This is a genomic window from Chitinophaga sp. MM2321, assembly GCF_964033635.1.
Lineage (GTDB): Bacteria > Bacteroidota > Bacteroidia > Chitinophagales > Chitinophagaceae > Chitinophaga.
In genome coordinates this window covers 6251737-6269553 of record NZ_OZ035533.1, presented here as the reverse complement: position 1 = coordinate 6269553, position 17817 = coordinate 6251737, and the positions used below count along the sequence as shown (strand labels likewise).

At 42.9% G+C, this 17817-nt stretch carries 13 protein-coding genes and 1 tRNA gene; 7 read left to right on the top strand and 7 right to left on the bottom strand.

Features of this window, described 5'->3' with window-relative positions:
* The first annotated feature begins 31 nt into the window (after window positions 1-31).
* The 6 genes from ABQ275_RS24675 (at window position 32) to ABQ275_RS24650 (ending at window position 9667) form a co-directional block, all read left to right on the top strand.
* Window positions 32-2749 carry a glycosyl hydrolase family 95 catalytic domain-containing protein gene (locus ABQ275_RS24675; protein WP_349315813.1) on the top strand — a complete coding sequence of 906 codons (2718 nt, stop codon included), beginning with the start codon at window positions 32-34 and terminating at the stop codon, window positions 2747-2749.
* Window positions 2750-2782: 33 nt separating this feature from the next.
* Complete coding sequence (locus ABQ275_RS24670) at window positions 2783-4909, top strand: hypothetical protein (protein ID WP_349315812.1); 2127 nt, start codon at window positions 2783-2785, stop codon at window positions 4907-4909.
* Between the two features lie 108 nt (window positions 4910-5017).
* The gene (locus ABQ275_RS24665) at window positions 5018-6661 is read left to right on the top strand and encodes a sodium:solute symporter (RefSeq protein ID WP_349315811.1); all 1644 of its coding nucleotides are present in this window, start codon (window positions 5018-5020) and stop codon (window positions 6659-6661) included.
* Window positions 6662-6720: 59 nt separating this feature from the next.
* Window positions 6721-8091 carry a LutB/LldF family L-lactate oxidation iron-sulfur protein gene (locus ABQ275_RS24660; protein WP_349315810.1) on the top strand — a complete coding sequence of 457 codons (1371 nt, stop codon included), beginning with the start codon at window positions 6721-6723 and terminating at the stop codon, window positions 8089-8091.
* 8 nt (window positions 8092-8099) lie between these two features.
* Window positions 8100-8822 (top strand): (Fe-S)-binding protein, encoded by a 723-nt coding sequence (locus tag ABQ275_RS24655; protein ID WP_349315809.1) that lies wholly within the window; start codon window positions 8100-8102, stop codon window positions 8820-8822.
* Window positions 8823-8887: 65 nt separating this feature from the next.
* Entirely contained in the window at window positions 8888-9667 is a 780-nt protein-coding gene (locus ABQ275_RS24650) for an SDR family oxidoreductase (protein ID WP_349315808.1), read from the top strand.
* Between the two features lie 144 nt (window positions 9668-9811).
* Here the strand turns inward: ABQ275_RS24650 and ABQ275_RS24645 are convergent, their stop codons facing one another.
* A complete protein-coding gene (locus ABQ275_RS24645) occupies window positions 9812-10747 on the bottom strand; it encodes a DsbA family protein (protein WP_349315807.1) in 936 nt (311 codons plus the stop codon).
* Between the two features lie 98 nt (window positions 10748-10845).
* On the opposite strand from ABQ275_RS24645, the gene ABQ275_RS24640 reads away from it, so the two are divergent.
* Window positions 10846-11154: a helix-turn-helix domain-containing protein gene (locus ABQ275_RS24640; protein ID WP_349315806.1), complete on the top strand. Its 309-nt coding sequence runs from the start codon at window positions 10846-10848 to the stop codon at window positions 11152-11154.
* Window positions 11155-11390: 236 nt separating this feature from the next.
* On the opposite strand, the gene ABQ275_RS24635 is transcribed toward ABQ275_RS24640, so the two are convergent.
* The 6 genes from ABQ275_RS24635 to hflX all read right to left on the bottom strand — a co-directional run bounded on the left by ABQ275_RS24635 (window position 11391) and on the right by hflX (window position 17809).
* Window positions 11391-12362: a hypothetical protein gene (locus ABQ275_RS24635; protein ID WP_349315805.1), complete on the bottom strand. Its 972-nt coding sequence runs from the start codon at window positions 12360-12362 to the stop codon at window positions 11391-11393.
* On the bottom strand, window positions 12331-14124 hold the full coding sequence (locus tag ABQ275_RS24630; RefSeq protein ID WP_349315804.1) for a DNA methyltransferase: 1794 nt from the start codon (window positions 14122-14124) through the stop codon (window positions 12331-12333). Before ABQ275_RS24630 ends, ABQ275_RS24635 begins: the two co-directional genes overlap by 32 nt.
* Window positions 14125-14346: 222 nt before the next feature.
* Window positions 14347-14420, bottom strand: a tRNA-Asn gene (locus ABQ275_RS24625).
* A gap of 137 nt (window positions 14421-14557) precedes the next feature.
* On the bottom strand, window positions 14558-16207 hold the full coding sequence (locus tag ABQ275_RS24620) for a glycosyltransferase family 39 protein (protein ID WP_349315803.1): 1650 nt from the start codon (window positions 16205-16207) through the stop codon (window positions 14558-14560).
* Window positions 16208-16277: 70 nt separating this feature from the next.
* Window positions 16278-16619 carry a Rieske 2Fe-2S domain-containing protein gene (locus ABQ275_RS24615; RefSeq protein WP_349315802.1) on the bottom strand — a complete coding sequence of 114 codons (342 nt, stop codon included), beginning with the start codon at window positions 16617-16619 and terminating at the stop codon, window positions 16278-16280.
* Entirely contained in the window at window positions 16619-17809 is a 1191-nt protein-coding gene (gene hflX / locus ABQ275_RS24610; RefSeq protein ID WP_349315801.1) for a GTPase HflX, read from the bottom strand. The genes ABQ275_RS24615 and hflX overlap by 1 nt, the downstream gene beginning before the upstream one ends.
* Window positions 17810-17817: the final 8 nt, after the last annotated feature.

The window sequence follows — 17817 nt, the reverse complement described above, 5'->3', positions numbered from 1 at the left end:
ACTTTTTTAGTGCTCTAACAGAAAATAATTTATGATGATCACTACCCGAAAAGAATTTCTGAAACTGGCAGGTCTCAGCATAGCAGGAGCCGCCTTGCCACTACACGTTTTTTCTACCGGAAACCGCCTGGCAGCCCAGCGGTTGAAATCAGCCTTTGACCCGAAAACAGGCACCTGGGATATTCAATGGCCCGGGAGGATATCCCAGTACGACCTGGTATACCTGAGTCCTCCGGTTGATCCTATGCAGGGCATCCCGTTAGGTAATGGGGATGTGGGTGCGCTGTGCTGGTGCGAAGATTCAAAAATAATTATTGCAGTCAACAAATGTGACCTGTGGGACGATGCAAAACCTGATGCATCCAATAACTGGAAGAACGAAAAAGAGGATCACTATACTACATTAAGACATGCCTGCCGCATTATTATCGATTTCAAATTACCGGTTTTTAATACCTTATATCTTTCCGGGTTTAAAGGTCGGCTGGATCTTGCCGGCGCTTCGCTGAGCCTTGATGGCAGCAGCCCATTCGGAACGGTGCATCTGAAAGCTTTCATAGACCATAGCTCCGGCGTACTTTCCTGCGAACTGGGAAGCAGTTTAAATGAAAATGTACCGTTGCAGGTGTCAGTAGAACGCTTTGGTTCGAGAACTTTCTCTGGTTGGTATAGTCAGATCAACCGGGATGCAGCTGTCGGGCTGCCGGGCTCCGAAGCATTTGCAGATGATGACAGTGTTTATATCACGCAAAAGTTGTCAGGTGGCACATTCGCAGTTGGTGGAACTGTCATTAAAACAAATGGCTTAAAAGTAGATTACCAAAGGGAGCATTCCAGGAATGCTACTATTTCGCTGAGCGGCAATGCTAAAAAAGAGGCGCAGCTCGCGTTTGCAGTAACATCTCCGGAAGACGGACCCACAGCCACATTCAAAGCGATGTTATCACAGGTACGGAAAACAGACGCCGGCTCCCTCCACAGTAACCACCTGGCCGCATGGAAAGCAATCTGGAACTGTTCCTTCATGGATTATGGGGACGATTATTTAAATAATCTGTGGCACCTGACCATGTACTATGCCAACGCTTCACAGGGCGGTAAATACCCCGGTAGATTCATTAACGGGTTATGGGGATGGGACCGGGATGTACAAAACTGGAACTATTATTTTCACTGGAATCAACAACAGCTTTACTGGCCGCTGAATGCCGCAGGTTATCACGAGCTTGTAAAGCCTTACCTGGATTACAGGTTTAATTCACTGCCGTACGCAAAAAAGGATGCACGGGATATATATCATGCTCCCGGTGCCTTTATTGCGGATGTTACAAACAGAAACGGATATAATTCCCCTAACACATCAGAAAATCATACCCCTGTAGCTGAAATAGCATTAGACTTTTGGCGGCAATATAAATACACAAACGACGCAATATTCCTTAAAGAAAAAGCCCTGCCCTTTATTCTTGAAGCGGCTAGATTTTTTGAATCACTTTTTGTAAAAGAAAGTGATGGATTATACCATGCTAAAGAAGGTACCGGTTATGAAGGCTGGATAAAATTGAAAGATGGTCTTACTGAACTGGCGTATGGGATGGCCATTTTCTCAACGGCACTGCAAGCTCTGAAAGCAGCAGGCAAGCATACCGCGGAGGCAAAGAAGTGGGAAGAGATGTTAAAGAATATGGCGCCACTCCCTGTTGTAAAGGCTTCCGAAGGGCTAATCATCGCGGAAGGGGCGGGGTATAAAATTAACTGGGGTCTTTATAAAGGGCGTCCGGTTCCTGCAGACGGGATCACCGCAGCCGGTTGGGGTATTAAAGAAAAAAAATGGCTCAATACTTATTTTAAAATCGGCGATCCTGCATATGGTTATTTTCCGGAAGATGACCCGGCATATTCATCCCTTAGTAAAAGAAACGGACTAAAGCTGCTGGACGGCATATTCCCAAGCGTTCCATCTTCACCTGTTTTCCCATCCGGCCTGATAGGGTTATCTCAAAAAGATAACAGCCTGTTTAAAACGATGGTAACTACCACCCTTTTATATGGCCCTGAATGCACAGGATGGGACCCTGTTCCGATAGTAATGGCCAGGTTGGGCCTTGCAGATGATCTGGCGATTGATCTCAGCAATTTCCCGGAACGGTGGCAGATCTACTGCAATGGCTGGGGCCATTGGGGTATGGAAGGTGAGATTAGAAAAGATAACGAGTTGTTTTTCAGAAAAAACATGGTAAAGGATGTAGCTGCACCGGAAAAAGAAAGATTCCCTTTTCCAATGTGGCCGTTCCGTCATACCTCTATGGAATCCATGTCGGTACTCGCTACTGCAATGAACGAATCACTACTCCAAAGTCATGATGATGTGGTAAGGATAGCGCCTGCTTTTGCTGCTAATAAATCCGGACGGTTTACGTTGCATGCACAGGGCGGCTTCATCGTTTCTTCCGAAATTAAATCAGGAGAGGTTCAATGGATCTGTATTAAAAGTAAATCGGGAGAAACCTGCCGGATAAAGCTACCATGGGCAAAAGCAACTGCAAAATCCAGTTTGAATAATCTTAACTACCCCGTTAGTGGAGACATAGCAGCACTAAAAACCAAGCCAGGGGAAGTCATTGTAATTGTTCCGGAAGGTGTAAACACGGCAGACTGGTCTCATACCAGCGAAAATCCATCTGCCAACGAAGTTGTCAAATATCATGCATCAGGAAAATCGCAATTAGGTCTTCCGAGAATATTTTAAATATTATTTTTTATAGCACAAAGACGTTTCACTATGGGTACATCCAGAAAAGATTTTTTAAAGCTTTCAGGACTTGCATTAGCCGGTGCGGCCTTTCCGCTAGACCTCTTTTCAGCAACCACCGGTTTAGAATACGGGCAGCGCCATACACCACTATTATGGAATACACAGGTTGACAGGTCATTCATTTCTTTCAGAATCGGCATTAAACAATCGCTTCCTGAAAAAAGGTATGCAGCGTTACTGGACCTATTTAATACATACAAGGGCGTAACAGACGAAATTACTTTCTTTACTTCTACAACACATGCACCGCTTCCCCTGTCTACATTCAAACAGCGGATGGATATTTTTAAAGACAGGATGGAACAGGCACGTAAAAATGGATATAAATCAGGTATCAATATCCTCACTACCATCGGTCATCATGAAGAAAACCTGGACAATTCACTACAGGGTAATTATACCCATCTGACAGATATTGACGGACAGGTCTCCAGGGGGGCGTTTTGCCCGAATGATACGCGTTTCCAGGAATATATCCGGGCTATCTACACAATGACAGCACGCGCGAATCCTGATTATATCTGGATAGATGATGATGTTCGTTTGGCGGGTCACATGCCGGTTGTTCAAACTTGTTTCTGTCATAATTGTTTAGCGGTTTTCGAAACGGAAACGGGTGTAAAATATACCCGGGAGCAGTTGAAAAAAACAATGAATGAAGGCGATATAAATACGAAACTAAAATTCCGGAAAACATGGCTGCAACATAACCGGAATACGATTACCCGGCTATTTAAACTTATTGAAACAACGGTACATGACATCCATCCCGGTATGCCGCTTGGGTTTATGACCGGTGATCGTTTTTATGAAGGATATGATTTTGAAAACTGGGCCACCACACTGGCCGGGCCCGGTCACTCCCCCGTAATGTGGCGCCCTGGTGGCGGGTACTATCAGGATAATGCAACAGCAGAACTGGTGGGAAAATCACACGATATCGGCAGACAGGTTTCCGTACTGCCGGCTCAAATACTTGCTATTCCTTCCGAAATTGAGAATTTCCCCTATCAACGCCTGAAAAAAGCTGCGGAGATGGTGGTGCTGGAAACCTGCTCCCATATTGCCGCCGGTTGTACCGGTGCTGCATTCAATGTTCTTTCCTTTTACGATGAACCACTGGATGAATATGAACCCCTCATTGCCCGGTTGCAACAGGCCAGACCATTCTTTGATCTGATGACCCGATCACTTGGGCGTGCGGGAATAAGCGGTATTCAGACTTTCTGGAATAAGGATAGCTTTATTGCATGTAATCCCAATAGTGGCAACTGGTTCAGTGGCAGTACTCCAATTCCGAGGCACGAAATTTATGATATAGGGCTGCCTGCTGCCTATTCAGGGAAATCTGCCTCCGTTGTCATCCTGGGAATGAATAGTATTTACGCCCTTTCCAGGAAAGAAATTGAAGCTATCCTTTCCGGAGGTGTATATATGGATACAGAAACGCTGCAGCAATTAAATGAGATGAATTTCGGGCATCTGACCGGGTTTGAAGTCATCAACACCGCCACTGTTGATCGTATAGAAAAGCTTAACAACCATCCATTAAATGGAAATTTTGCAGGAAGAGAGCGGGATAACCGCCAATCATTCTGGAAGTCGACAGCCAGCGCACTTAAAGCCACCGCTAAAACAGCACAGCCTATTTCCGGGCTCATTGACTATGCGGATAAGGAAGTGGCGGATTGTACGATGGGCGTTTTTGAAAATCCACTTGGTGGCCGCATTTGTGTGGCGGGCTATTATCCCTGGATTTTCATGGAAAACCTCTCCAAAAGCTCTCAGATGAAATCCGTTTTCCGCTGGCTCTCCAAAGACAAGTTGCCTGGTTATATAGCTTCTTTCCAAAAGATAAACCTGTGGATACGTGAATCCGAAAATGGTAAAATAGCGATCGCCTTTAGCAATGCTTCTTTCGATGCGGCCAAAGACGTTGAACTAATGTTGCGGACAGAGAATGAAAAGATTAAGGTGTACGACATGGCATGTAAGGAAACTGTTATACACGCATCAGGAGCTGATGGACCTTACCGGAAATTCCTGATCCCGCATGTGGACGCCTGGCAGATGAGGCTTGTCATATGCGGCTAATAAAAACGTTATAACGTAAAAGACCATACGAATATAAAGGGATGCATCGATAGCAATACTTTATCCATATCCCGCATCTGTAATTGAATAAATTGAATCAGCGTTTTTATGATTGGAAAAACAGATCTCGCCATTAGCATTGTATATATCCTCGGCATTGTAAGTGTAGGATTATGGATAGGGCTAAAGAAAAAACGGTCAGCCAATGCCCGGGAATATTTCCTGGCGGGAAAAACCTTGCGCTGGCCAATGATCGGACTGGCTTTATTTGCAACAAATATTTCATGTCTTCACCTCGTAAGCCTCGCCCAGTCCGGCTACGACACCGGCTTACTGAATGGCAACTTTGAGTGGATGGCCGCCTTTGTACTGATTATGCTGGCCTTATTTTTTGTACCGTTTTATATTAAATCAGGGGTACCTACTTTGCCCGTTTTCCTGGAGAAAAGATATAACAGGGCCTGCGCAGACTGGCTGACCTTTATCTCCATATTTTCTGCTATCATCATTCACATAGCATTCTCTTTATTGGCCGGAGGTATTGTACTGGAAACGCTTTTCGGAATTAATATGTACGTGAGCGTTATTATTATCTCTTTACTGGTGACCCTTTATACGGTTATCGGGGGGTTAAAGGCGGTAGTAGTAACGGAGTCGATACAAACAGTAGTGCTGGTAGCCGGTGCGCTGATCATCACGGCCGCTTCCTGGATAAAACTGGGTGGCTGGTCTTCTCTTGTAGATGTACTGCACAGTAGCGGAAGTATGGAAAAAATATCCATGCTACGTCCCAAAGGTGACCCCAGTGGCATGCCCTGGTATGCCGTATTCCTGGGCTATCCCATTTTAGGTATCTGGTATTGGTGTGCAGATCAGACGATAGTACAGCGTGTACTGGGAGCCAAAGACGAAAATAATGCCCGTATAGGTTCCCTGTTCTGCGGTTTTATCAAAATCTTACCGGTCTTCATTTTTGTAATGCCGGGATTATTCGCTTATGCCCTGGCGCAGAAAGGATTGCTTAACCTGGATTCAATTACCCACATCACCGCTTCCGGTGAACACGTAGTCAATAGCAAAGGTATATATACCCTTATGATCACGCAGTTATTACCAACAGGTGCTATTGGCATACTGGTAGCGGCTTTGTTATCGGGGCTAATGAGCCAGGTATCCGGCGCATTAAATTCCATCTCTACCCTGGTAAGTTATGATCTGTTCAAAAAATTCAGACCCGATCTTACTGACAGACAGCTGGTAAGTATAGGGCGGTTATCTGTAGGTGTTTCGTTGTTGTTGTCTATTGCCTTACTGCCTTTGCTTAACAGCTACGAAAGTCTTTTTAATGGGCTCAATGATATTATTGCACATATTGCTCCACCTATTACCTGTGTTTTCCTGTTGGGGATCTTTTGGAAAGGGGCTTCCGCCAAGGCTGCCCAGCTCACTTTATGGATCGGTTCATTACTCGGAGCACTGATATATACCGTAAATAAAATATTCCCACATACCCTGATGGCTGAAATTCCTTTTATGATGATGGCATTTTACTTGTTTTGTGTTTGTGTTTTTATACAGGTCGTTTTCTCTTACGTGTATCCCGTTCAGCATACTTCCCACAGCCGGGAGCTATACTGGAAATCTATCCGGGAACCTTTGCAAAGCCCCGGCTGGAAAGGATTGGCTAATTACAAACGTCTTTCTCTCCTGCTGATCATCATGATAGTATCACTGTATTACATTTTCAGGTAAGCGGGCAGTTTCTTTGGTTTATAAAATATCCAACTGTATATCAAAAACAATAAGCAGATATGAGTCACCGGCATAAAACCTTTTTAGCGGAGAGTGAAAAAAAGGTCACCGACCTGGAGCACAGGAGGAAAATTAATTTTAGTCTGCATCAATCAGATATAGCCTTTAAAAAAGGAAAGGATCAATTCGTAGATCTGGAGGCAATCAGACAAAAAGCAAAGAATATAAAATGGGAAGCAATAGAACACCTGCATACCTATTTAAAAGAATTTGAAACTGCGTTTACAAAAAATGGCGGAAAAGTGATCTGGGCGGAGAATGCACAGCAGGCACTGGATAAAATCCTGGAAATCTGTAAGGCTAAGAAAGCAAAGAGTATTGTGAAAAGCAAGTCGATGGTTACAGAAGAAATCCACCTGAATAAATTTTTAGAGGATCATGCTATTGATGTTATAGAAACAGATCTCGGAGAGTATATACAGCAGTTAGCCGGAGAGCCGCCGTACCATATTGTGGCGCCTTCCATGCATAAGAGCAAGGAAGATGTGGCAGCATTGTTTCATGAGAAGCTGCAGGTAGCTCCTAACCTTCCTCCGGAACAACTCACGCAGGTAGCGAGAGAACAGCTAAGACAACGGTATGTTGATGCAGAAATCGGTATTACAGGCGTAAATTATTTACTTGCAGATATCGGAGGAGTAGCCGTTACAGAAAATGAAGGAAATGCCAGGTTAACAACCAGCTTCCCTAAAACGCATATTGCTATTGCCGGGATAGAAAAAGTACTGCCATCTGTTTATGACCTGGATTTGTTCTGGCCATTACTGGCAACATTTGGCTCCGGCCAGACACTTACGGTATACAATACCATTTTTACAGGCCCCAAACAACAAAATGAAACAGACGGGCCGGAAGAAATGTATGTAATCCTGCTGGATAACGGGCGCACCAATATATTGTCTGATACTACTGCAAGGGAAAGCCTCTATTGCATCCGCTGTGGTGCTTGTCTTAATGTATGCCCGGTTTTTCAGAATATTGGTGGACACACTTACGACACCACTTACAGTGGCCCTATCGGGGCTGTGATAACCCCTCACCTCCGGGGTATCGATGAATACAAACATTTAAGTAACGCTTCTACCTTATGTGGCAGCTGCACAGCAGCTTGTCCTGTACATATTAACCTGCATGAACTTTTGCTGTATAATCGCCAAAAGGCGGTGAAGGAGAATTATACTTCCCGCGCCGAAAAGTTAGCCTGGTATGTGTGGAAACGGGCTTGCCTTAGCCGCGGAATGATGAATCTCGCCGGAGGCGGCATCAAAAACTTTGTCTTCAGCAAGTTGTTTACCAAAGCATGGGGCACACACAGGCGCCTGCCGGTGTTTGCGAAAAAATCTTTTAACCAGCAATGGGAGGAACAATAAAAAATAAAATGATAAAAGTACAACTCTTTATACCCTGTTTTGTAGATCAGTTTTTTCCTGCAACTGCCTTTAACATGGTAAAAATTTTGAAACACCTGGGATGCCAGGTTAGCTACAATACCAAGCAAACCTGCTGCGGACAACCCGCTTTCAATGCCGGATATTGGAATGAATGCCAGGAAGTAGCCAGAAAGTTTATGGAAGATTTTGATACCGCAGATTACATTGTTGCGCCAAGCGGATCATGCATAGGTTTTGTGCGCAACCATTACAAAAAACTTTTTGATAACAATGCGGCACATACACAATTACTGCAATTAAACGAACGGCTATACGAATTCACGGAGTTTTTAACGCAGGTATTACATGTAAGTGATGTAGGTGCCACCCTTCATGGCACAGGTACCTATCACGATGCTTGTGGCGCTTTGCGGGAATGTGGGATAAAGGCTGCGCCGCGCGAACTGTTGTCCCATGTAAAGGGTCTGGAGTTGCAGGAAGCGCCCGATTGCGAAGTCTGTTGCGGGTTTGGCGGCACCTTCGCCGTAAAATTTGAGCCAGTCTCTATTGGCATGGGAGAGCAAAAAGTACTGAATGCTATTGCAACAAAAGCCGATTATCTTATTTCTACCGACTTATCCTGTCTCATGCATCTGGACGGTTATATCCAGCAACAAGGATATGCTATTAAAACAATGCATATAGCAGATGTGTTGGCGAGTGGCTGGTAAATATAAAGTCATTTGTTCGATACACATTTAAAAGAAAAGAATTTTAAAGTAATAAATATTGATGTATGAATTTGAATTTAAAGGATAAGGTTATTATTGTTACTGGTGGTGCAAGAGGTATAGGAGAGGGGATCAGTAAAACATTGGCTGGTGAAGGCGCAATACCTGTGATCGTTGGAAGGGATGAGGAAGATAATGTAAGAACGGTATCGGATATTTTACAAAGTGGAGGTAAGGCATTCAAAATAACGATTGAATTGAATAACCCTGAACACAGTAAAATTGCCGTTAAAAAAGTTATTGAAGAATTTAAACGGATTGATGGATTGGTGAATAACGCTGGAATAAACGATGGCGTAGGATTGGAGAGTGGAGGCTATGGAGAATTTATGGAGAGCATGCATAACAATATTATACATTATTACATGATGGCACATTATGCTTTGCCGGAACTAAAAAAATCTAAAGGAAGTATCTTAAATATAAGTTCCATGACAGCGGAAGCAGGACAGGGGGGCACCTCTGCTTATGCGGCGGCCAACGGAGCCCGGAATGCACTAACCAGGGAATGGGCGGTTGAGTTATTAAAGTACGGGATACGGGTGAATGCAGTTGTTGTAGCCAATTGCTATACACCATTGTACGAAAGCTGGATCAAAACATTTGATAATCCGGAAGAAAAATTAAGAAGTATCATGTCAAAAATCCCTTTAGAGAACCGCTTTACTACAAAAGAAGAAATTGCCAATACCGTTGCGTTCCTTTTATCGGATAAATCGTCTCATACAACCGGGCAATTAATTCACGTAGATGGGGGGTATGTTCATCTTGACCGGGCCATTTAACACGTCAGTGGCCCTCGGAGGGCACTATCTCAAAAACTGTGTAAACATATAAAATCGGAGTTTCAAAAGATCTCCGATTTTATATGTTTGTTATTTTTCCTTGTAGAATAATACCGGGAGATAAATAAATATGCTGTCACTTTATTATTGGCCGGCACTTCTTAATGTCCATAGTATTCCATTCTTTGTTACTTTCTTCTCGAGTTTTTGTTGGCTGTACAGGTTGTTCAGTTCCTCTTCCGCTACTGCTGTTGTTTTGTTTGAAAGCACAGAAAACTCTTTCGTAAACAGGCTGCTATAGTGTTTAAACAGTCCTTCCCATGTAGTGTCTGCCTGTTGCTTCTCTGCTTCCGGCAACAATTCCAGGATAGCCTTCTCATATACTGCGTAAGGCTTGTAACCGTACACAAAAACCTGCTTATTGGATGCGTCGGAAAAAAACAGGGATGGAAATCCTCTTACACCCATCTGACGGGCAAGTTCCAGGTCTTCTTTAAAAAGCTGTGCTGCCTTTCCTTCATAGTCTGTTTTTAGTTGCAGCGGATCCAGACCGGCTTCCAATGCAGCCCGTTCGATATGTTCCCACCTGGTGATATTCTTTTTTTCCAGGAACAGCATTTCACGGCTTATGCGCAGAAATGAAACGGCTTTCTCTGTATCCTGCATTTGTGCAGCTTTAAAAGCGATAGAAGGAGGGAAGGAAGAACTCAATGGATCTTCGAGCCACACATCTCCATCAATAGGTGCATCATAATAAGCACTCACTTCATCCCAGTGGTGTGCTACATCCGAAGGCTTACCAATGCCGCCGCTGTTATAGATGTCCCATGATGGTAATAAACCACCCATGCGGTAGTCGATTTCTATCAGGTCGCCATATTCCAGTTTCAGTTTTCTCAGTTGCGGCTCTATTCCCCAACAGGTAGAACAGATAGGGTCCGTGAAATATATAATCTTAATAGCTTTGGTGCTGGTGCTGATCATTTGTTTTTCCGGATTACCGGCTATACCCGGTATTTCGCAAACACCCGTTACCGGGTCACACAATAAAGGATTAATTTTGTTTGTATCTTTCATCATTATTTATTTTTTACCGGTAAAGCTTACCGGATAGTTTATTAATTTATTTATTACAAAGTTGCATTGACTTACCCACCTAAACAATAAGTCAGAAAAAGATGACTACCAACGAGGAACATACAAATCCTGAAAGCTGTCCCGCAGAAGGACTCTTAAAGCTGCTATCCGGCAAATGGAAGCCGCAGATATTCCGTTTGGCCGTGGAAGGGCCTTTACGCTTCAGCAGCTTACTCCGGCAAATGGAAGGCTCCAATAAGCAATCTGTGTCGGTAGCATTAAAAGAATTGGAGAACGAGGGCCTTTTGGAAAAGAACATCATTAAGCAGAAACCATTGCATATTGAATATATACTATCTGAAAGAGGGAAAGCCCTGATTCCTGTATTCAGGCAACTGGAAGGATTGTAGCAGGAGCGGGTCGGTGTACTACCCGGAAGCTAGAAATACGTGTTTACTGCAAATTCATATATGAGCTACATTAGGCATTTTTTTGAGCTATATTTAAAATATAGCTCGCCAAGAGGTATTTTGTAGTTCATTTTCACTCCAATTTGAACTTCAACTAACCATATACTGAGCTCCATTTATAAAGGCTACAAGATTATCACTAAGTAATTGATTTAAAATTAGTTACAAACAGAAAACTATTTAATTTGCGCCAAAACAAGCTTCATACTATGCTCATCACTGACGCCCTTTACGCTTTCAATGAGCAATTTATAGGCATCCTCTCTTATTTCAAGACTAACGCCGTCTTCGATGTGTGTTAAAGGGTCCGTCTCTTCCTTTGCTTCAATAGACGAACAAACTTCAACGAGTCTATCACTGATAATATCAGCGTCAGTAGTAGCTAAAACCCTGGTTAGTTCGTTGAAAGTATTATCAGTTAGCCAGATGCGCGTGTAGCCGGCTCTTATATTTTCTCCTATAACGGTAAATAGATAAACATTGGGATCTGTCGGTGGAGGAACGTCAAAATAGGGTTGTATTTTAGCGCCGGCACTTGTTGTTATTGAATATCTTTTCTTTCCTGTTTCTTTCTCATAAATCCATAAGTTCACACTTTTCTTCCGGCTTCCCCCTCCAATTGTTTCTTTCCATTCTGCAACATACTCTGACGGATCCGGCTCCAACATTTCTTCCTCGAAATAGAGAAACTGTCTTAATGATTCCTGCCACAATAACCAACCTGTTCGCATATCAACAGCAAGGTCCGATTTATTCTGCATGGCTACCTTATCCCTTCTATTTCTAACCAACTCGGCATATTGCGTTAATAAATTAGCCATTGCTTCGTTAGGGTCTTTGGTATCAGGTATCCTTATTGAACGGGTTAATGAGGGGTGCATTGCTGTAGTCCCGTATGCATTTGCCAAATCTAAACCTGAACGATAGCACAACATTTTATGTTCAAGCCCTATATTATTGTAAATGATATCAATATCCAAATTACTCCAGCCTCTTTCCGCAATGCCCTTTGCTTTGCAATAGACATACGACCAGTCGCCTTCTTCCAACTTCCGTCCCATCATATGAGCAACCTTGATTCCTAAATACTTTTGAATTAATGCTTTCTCATCTTCATTAAAGGCAGCTAGCGTTCTCGGTCTTGGCATGTTCAATTATTTTTGATACAATATTTCTAAAATTATCGAATGAAATATTAATATTATTACTCACAATTTGATGAGCGATCCATTCTGAATATAACTTTCTAAAGTTTGTTTCAGGATTGCGTTCAACATGTATAAAGCTAAAAACATAATCAGATTTCTTCATCATTTCCCTGACAAAATCTTCAATAGACTTTTCTACTACCGCATGTCCTACCAATAAGTCATTCTTCTGACAGTGTAAAATCAAATCATACCCAACAGCATTATCTGAAACAAACATTTTAAATGTTCCATGTTCTTTATCAAAAATATGGGCATCACTTATAAAGAACCCTGCGTCATACAAAGAATTTCTAATGGCGTCCCAAACTTTTCCTGAAGAGTTATGAAATACAACGGTCAACCAGGAATCGTTCTTCAAAACCCGGTGCATCTCACTAAAACTAGTAGTCATTAATGCTTTATAGTCTTGTACCCCTTTACCTTGTACTTTATTTACAATAGCCTCCTTCGTATTATCCGTAAATACCTGTAGCCAACTTTCCCAAAGAAAGTTCATTTCTGAATAGTTAATATTAGAGCCAAAAGGAGGGTCCGTAAAAATATAGTCTATTGAGTTATCTGGTATATGACTTAGATCCGTTGCGCTTCCAACGCTAATATGTTTTTTTGAAAGATGCTGTTTTATTTCATCCAGGTGGAGAACAATAGTATTCGCCTTTCTTTTGAATGTTTTAAATACATTCTGTTCATTCATTATTTGAGGAACATTATAATTTGCTGTATTACTACTTCCTCCCCAAAATCTAAATTCAGATAGAACAGATACCCGTTGATACAATGACGTAAATGTCCACATTAATAATGGTCTGAGTGCTGCTACCTTATAGTTTATACAACTATCCCAAATCTCAGCTAATGCGATCAAAGCTCTATGCGTATATATTTTGTCAATTGAATCTAATCCATGATTAATCAATTGACCGGTATTTACACCTGAAGGGAATTTATTTTTCGGATACCATTTATTAATCTTAATGGTATTTATTTCCTGTAGTGCTTTAAAATCCTGCGCTGTAGGAACGTGTACAGTATCTTTCAACCCTTTCTCACAGCACTTATAGCCAATTGACACCGGATTTAATTTCGTTCTTTTAAGCTTACCCTTCTTTATTACTTTATGGCAATTAGGGCATTGAAACTGAGAGAGAATTTTACTTTCTTTATAGGAAGGCTTTTCGTCTCTGGCAACATCCCACAAAATAAATTCCTCATTGCATTCATTACAAATTAAACCATAGCTCCAAACTGTATAATTTTGAATTGTTGGTTGAGCACATTTTGCACATTGTGTTGTATAAAGTTCTTTTTCTAAAGAAGCCAATTGTTTCAGAATATCATCAATTGCTTTTTTATATGCTTCAACAGAATAGGTAGCTGTAAAATTCTTCGCAATAAAAACCGCTGCCGGCGAAAGATCTGAAAGAATAACATGGCGATTTTGTCTTATAGCGGCTAGCCCCGTCATTCCTGAACCACAAAAAGGGTCCAGCACTACATCATTCTCTTTTGTATAGTATTTAATTAATATTTCGATACCCTGAGGAGGCACCTTGGTATGGTATGTATGTGCATCATAAGCATACGAGTTTTTACCCGCTTTAATTGAATCGTGGTAAGCTTCCGTTATATGGCTAATACCCTTATTTAATAAGTCATCAACGTTTGGATTAATATTTAAAAATTTATTTATATCAAACATAATTACATCTGGATAGAAAGTCTGAAATCGAAACTAATTAAAAATAAACATAGAAATCGATAATGAGTATTAATAGTATACGCAACAAAAACATCGGGAATTGAATAACAGGTAGATGGGTAGATGCGCAATGAAGTGTTCACGCTTATCACTAGAAATAACCAGGCTTTCGAAGTGACTAAAAACAAAAAGGTCCGCATTGCTGCGGACCCGTCTAGTGTGCTCCCCCTGCTGGACTTGAACCAGCGACCCTCTGATTAACAGTCAGATGCTCTAACCAACTGAGCTAAGGAGGAGTGTTTCCCTTATCGCTTGCGTGATTTGGGATTGCAAAAATAGGCAAATTTTCATTTTTGCAAAATCTTATTTCATTTTTTTTAAGAATTTATTTCAACAGAAAACATAACCCGCTACCATAGCAGGTTTCAGCATATTACTTTTTTACTGTTATTAGTACATTTTCCCCCAGAGTACCTGCCCGGGTGGCTTTTCTCATGAAAGGTAAATCAAGTTTACTCACATAAAAATTGGGAAATGATTTTATGATAGTACAGGAGCTCCGCTGTTGTAGTTCGGAAAGACCATCAGCGGTGGTGAAGAAAACCCCGTTGCTGACCGTATCTGTTCGCGTGACGGGCGCTTTCATATAAAATTCAAAAGCATACGAATTCATTTTGTACATACCGATAGTGGTTCCGGGGAGTGCGGTATTTGCAAAAAGGGCAGCCTCGCTGCCGCTCTGGTACTGCATCATATCCGGGTAGAGGATCGTGTTCAGATAAAGATTCAGCAAAATACTGATAGCTACGGTACGATAAAAAACAGCTGCTTTGGTGGTTTTATCCAGCCAGTAATGCAACAGAATGTATAAAAGGATCAGTGCTGCTACCGGCAGCAGCCAGATGTAGCCCATGGCGGGTTTGTACAGCAGGTCTATTACCACGCCGGCAGCAGCCAGCAGGAGAATGATTGTATACTGTGTTACGCGGAAAAAACGCAGCTCTTTATCGGTGTGCAGTGTCAGTATATATTGTGCGGTAAGGATAGCAAAGAAGGGGAAAATGATATTCAGGTAGTGCGGCAACTGGAATTTTGATAAGGAAAACAGTATAAATGTGGCTAGTGCAGCACTGATACAAAAATATTCCCGTTGCTGTTTCCATTTTTTTATGAAGATGATGACCGCCGCGTATAACATCACCGACCAGGGCAGAAATGCCCACAGGAGCGTATGAAAGAAGAAGAAGGGATCGCCGGCGCCTTTGATAGGACCCGTGTTCATAAAGCGCCCGAACTGGCTGTCCCAGAAAAAGAATTGCAGGCCCGATACGCCCGTGGTGCCGAATACCACCTTTTCAGGATGCAGATCAAATTGCCAGTAAAGCGCATATAGTTCCGGTGTAATGAATATACAGGTCAGTAATGCCGCTATCAACCATTTCCATTGTAGTATCTCCTGCCAGTTGCGTGTAAACAGCAAATGCCCGCCGATTGCCGCCCCAACTGGCACGAGGGCAAACATTCCCTTCGTCATCACAGCAGCGGCCGTAAAAAGCGCGCCCAGGAACAAATGATAGGACCAACGGAAACCTATACCCCTATAAAAATGATAAACGCCCGCAATGATCAAACCTGTGAGATAGGGCTCTGCACGCACATCGTTATTGGAAATAACCAGGTGCTCGGCCGTCAGCATAATACATACCGCCCAGCGCGCAGTACGCTCACCATAAAGCGACCAGGCAAATTTATAAGTATACCACGCTCCCAATAAAAGGAAGAGGATAGCAGGCAACTTGTAAGACCAGGTATGAAAACCAAAAAAACGGAAGCTCAACGCGGCCATCCAGAAAGGAAAATGTGGCTTATCCAGCCAGTCGTGGCCGTCGGCAAACAGATTCAGATAATCATGTTTTTGCACCATTGTTTTGGCAATACCGGCGTAGAGGGCGCCGTCCGGCTCCAGGATAGGGACTTGCAGGGCACTGAACTGTAGCAGTACCAGCAAAAAGATCATGAAAAAACAAAGCTGCTTTTCCGTAAAAACAACAGGTAACGTAACAGCTGTAGGTTTGGGTAGCATATGCAAAAGTTACTTGCATCCGTTGGTTAGTGAAAACCGGCAACCACTATTTAACAAAAAGATAAAATCCTCACCACAACCAGCCTGTTTTCTCCATACCCAGGTAGGCGCCATCTTCCCGCTGTTCTATCGGATACGTTTTGAGATAATATCCTTCCCCGCTGCAATTATAGCCATTTTTCATACTGAACTTATACCGGTGTACGGGACATACAATATTACCGGATGCATCTATGATACCATCAGCCATCATGCCGCCGGCATGCGGACATTTATAGGCAAAAGCAAACAATGCGCCGCCCTGCCGGGCACAGCAGATCTTTTTTCCATTTACCTCCAGCACACTGATCTCACGCTCGGCCAGCGGTAAACTGCCTTCATCCAGTTTATACCAGGAATACGTTTTAGCCATTAGTAGAAAAATGCTGTTTTATAAGGAAACCGTTCCTTATAAAGCTGTGTAACCTTATCCATGATGTTTTTCCGCAGCTCCTCAAGATTTCTTTTTTCAATCGCCGCTATAAATACCGTATTCCCCTGGGTCTTCAGATCCCAGCTCTGTTTCAGGGAAACAAGCATATCCTGCTTTACACCTTCTTCCAGCCACTGGTCAAATGTGTTCGCTTCATACAGATCCATCTTGTTAAAGATCATAATGGTAGGCTTCTCAAATGCTTTCAGGTCCTGTAGTGTACGGTTTACGACCTCTATCTGTTCTTCATATTGCGGGTGGGAAATATCTACCACGTGCAGCAGGATATCACTCTCGCGTACCTCATCCAGCGTGGATTTGAAGCTCTCTACCAGGTGATGGGGCAACTTGCGGATAAATCCTACGGTATCACTTAACAGGAAAGGTGTTTGTTCAAATACCACTTTACGGGTGGTGGTATCCAGGGTGGCAAACAATTTATTTTCAGCAAAAACCTCACTCTTGCTGAGCATATTCATGATAGTACTCTTGCCTACGTTGGTATAACCTACCAGCGCCACGCGGATAAACTCACCGCGTTCCTTACGCTGGGTAAGGGCTTGCTTGTCTATTTCCTCCAGGCGTTTACGCAACAGGGAGATCTTATCTTTTACGATACGACGATCCGTTTCTATCTCCGCTTCACCCGGGCCCCTGCTACCAATACCGCCTCCCTGGCGTTCCAGGTGGCTCCACATACCACGCAACCGCGGTAAAATGTATTGGTACTGCGCCAGCTCTACCTGCACCTTCGCCTGCGCCGTGCGGGCACGACGGGCAAAAATATCCAGGATCAGGTCACTACGGTCAATCACTTTTACCTTCAATACTTTTTCTATATTAGCGATCTGCGAACCCGTCAGTTCATCGTCAAATATAACCAGTGATATATCTCTGCCTGCTATAAACTGAAAGATTTCTTCCAGCTTTCCCTTACCCACAAAGGTAGCCCTGTCGGGATGCGCCAGCTTTTGGGTAAAGCGTTTGACAGCAATTGCACCGGCAGTTTCTGCCAGGAACATCAGCTCGTCCAGGAACTCCTGTACCTGGCGCTCCGTTTGATCCTTCGTAATAACACCTACGATGACAGCCCTTTCCTCTTTTTGAATCGCTTGTTTTTTCTCAATCAAAGTATTTC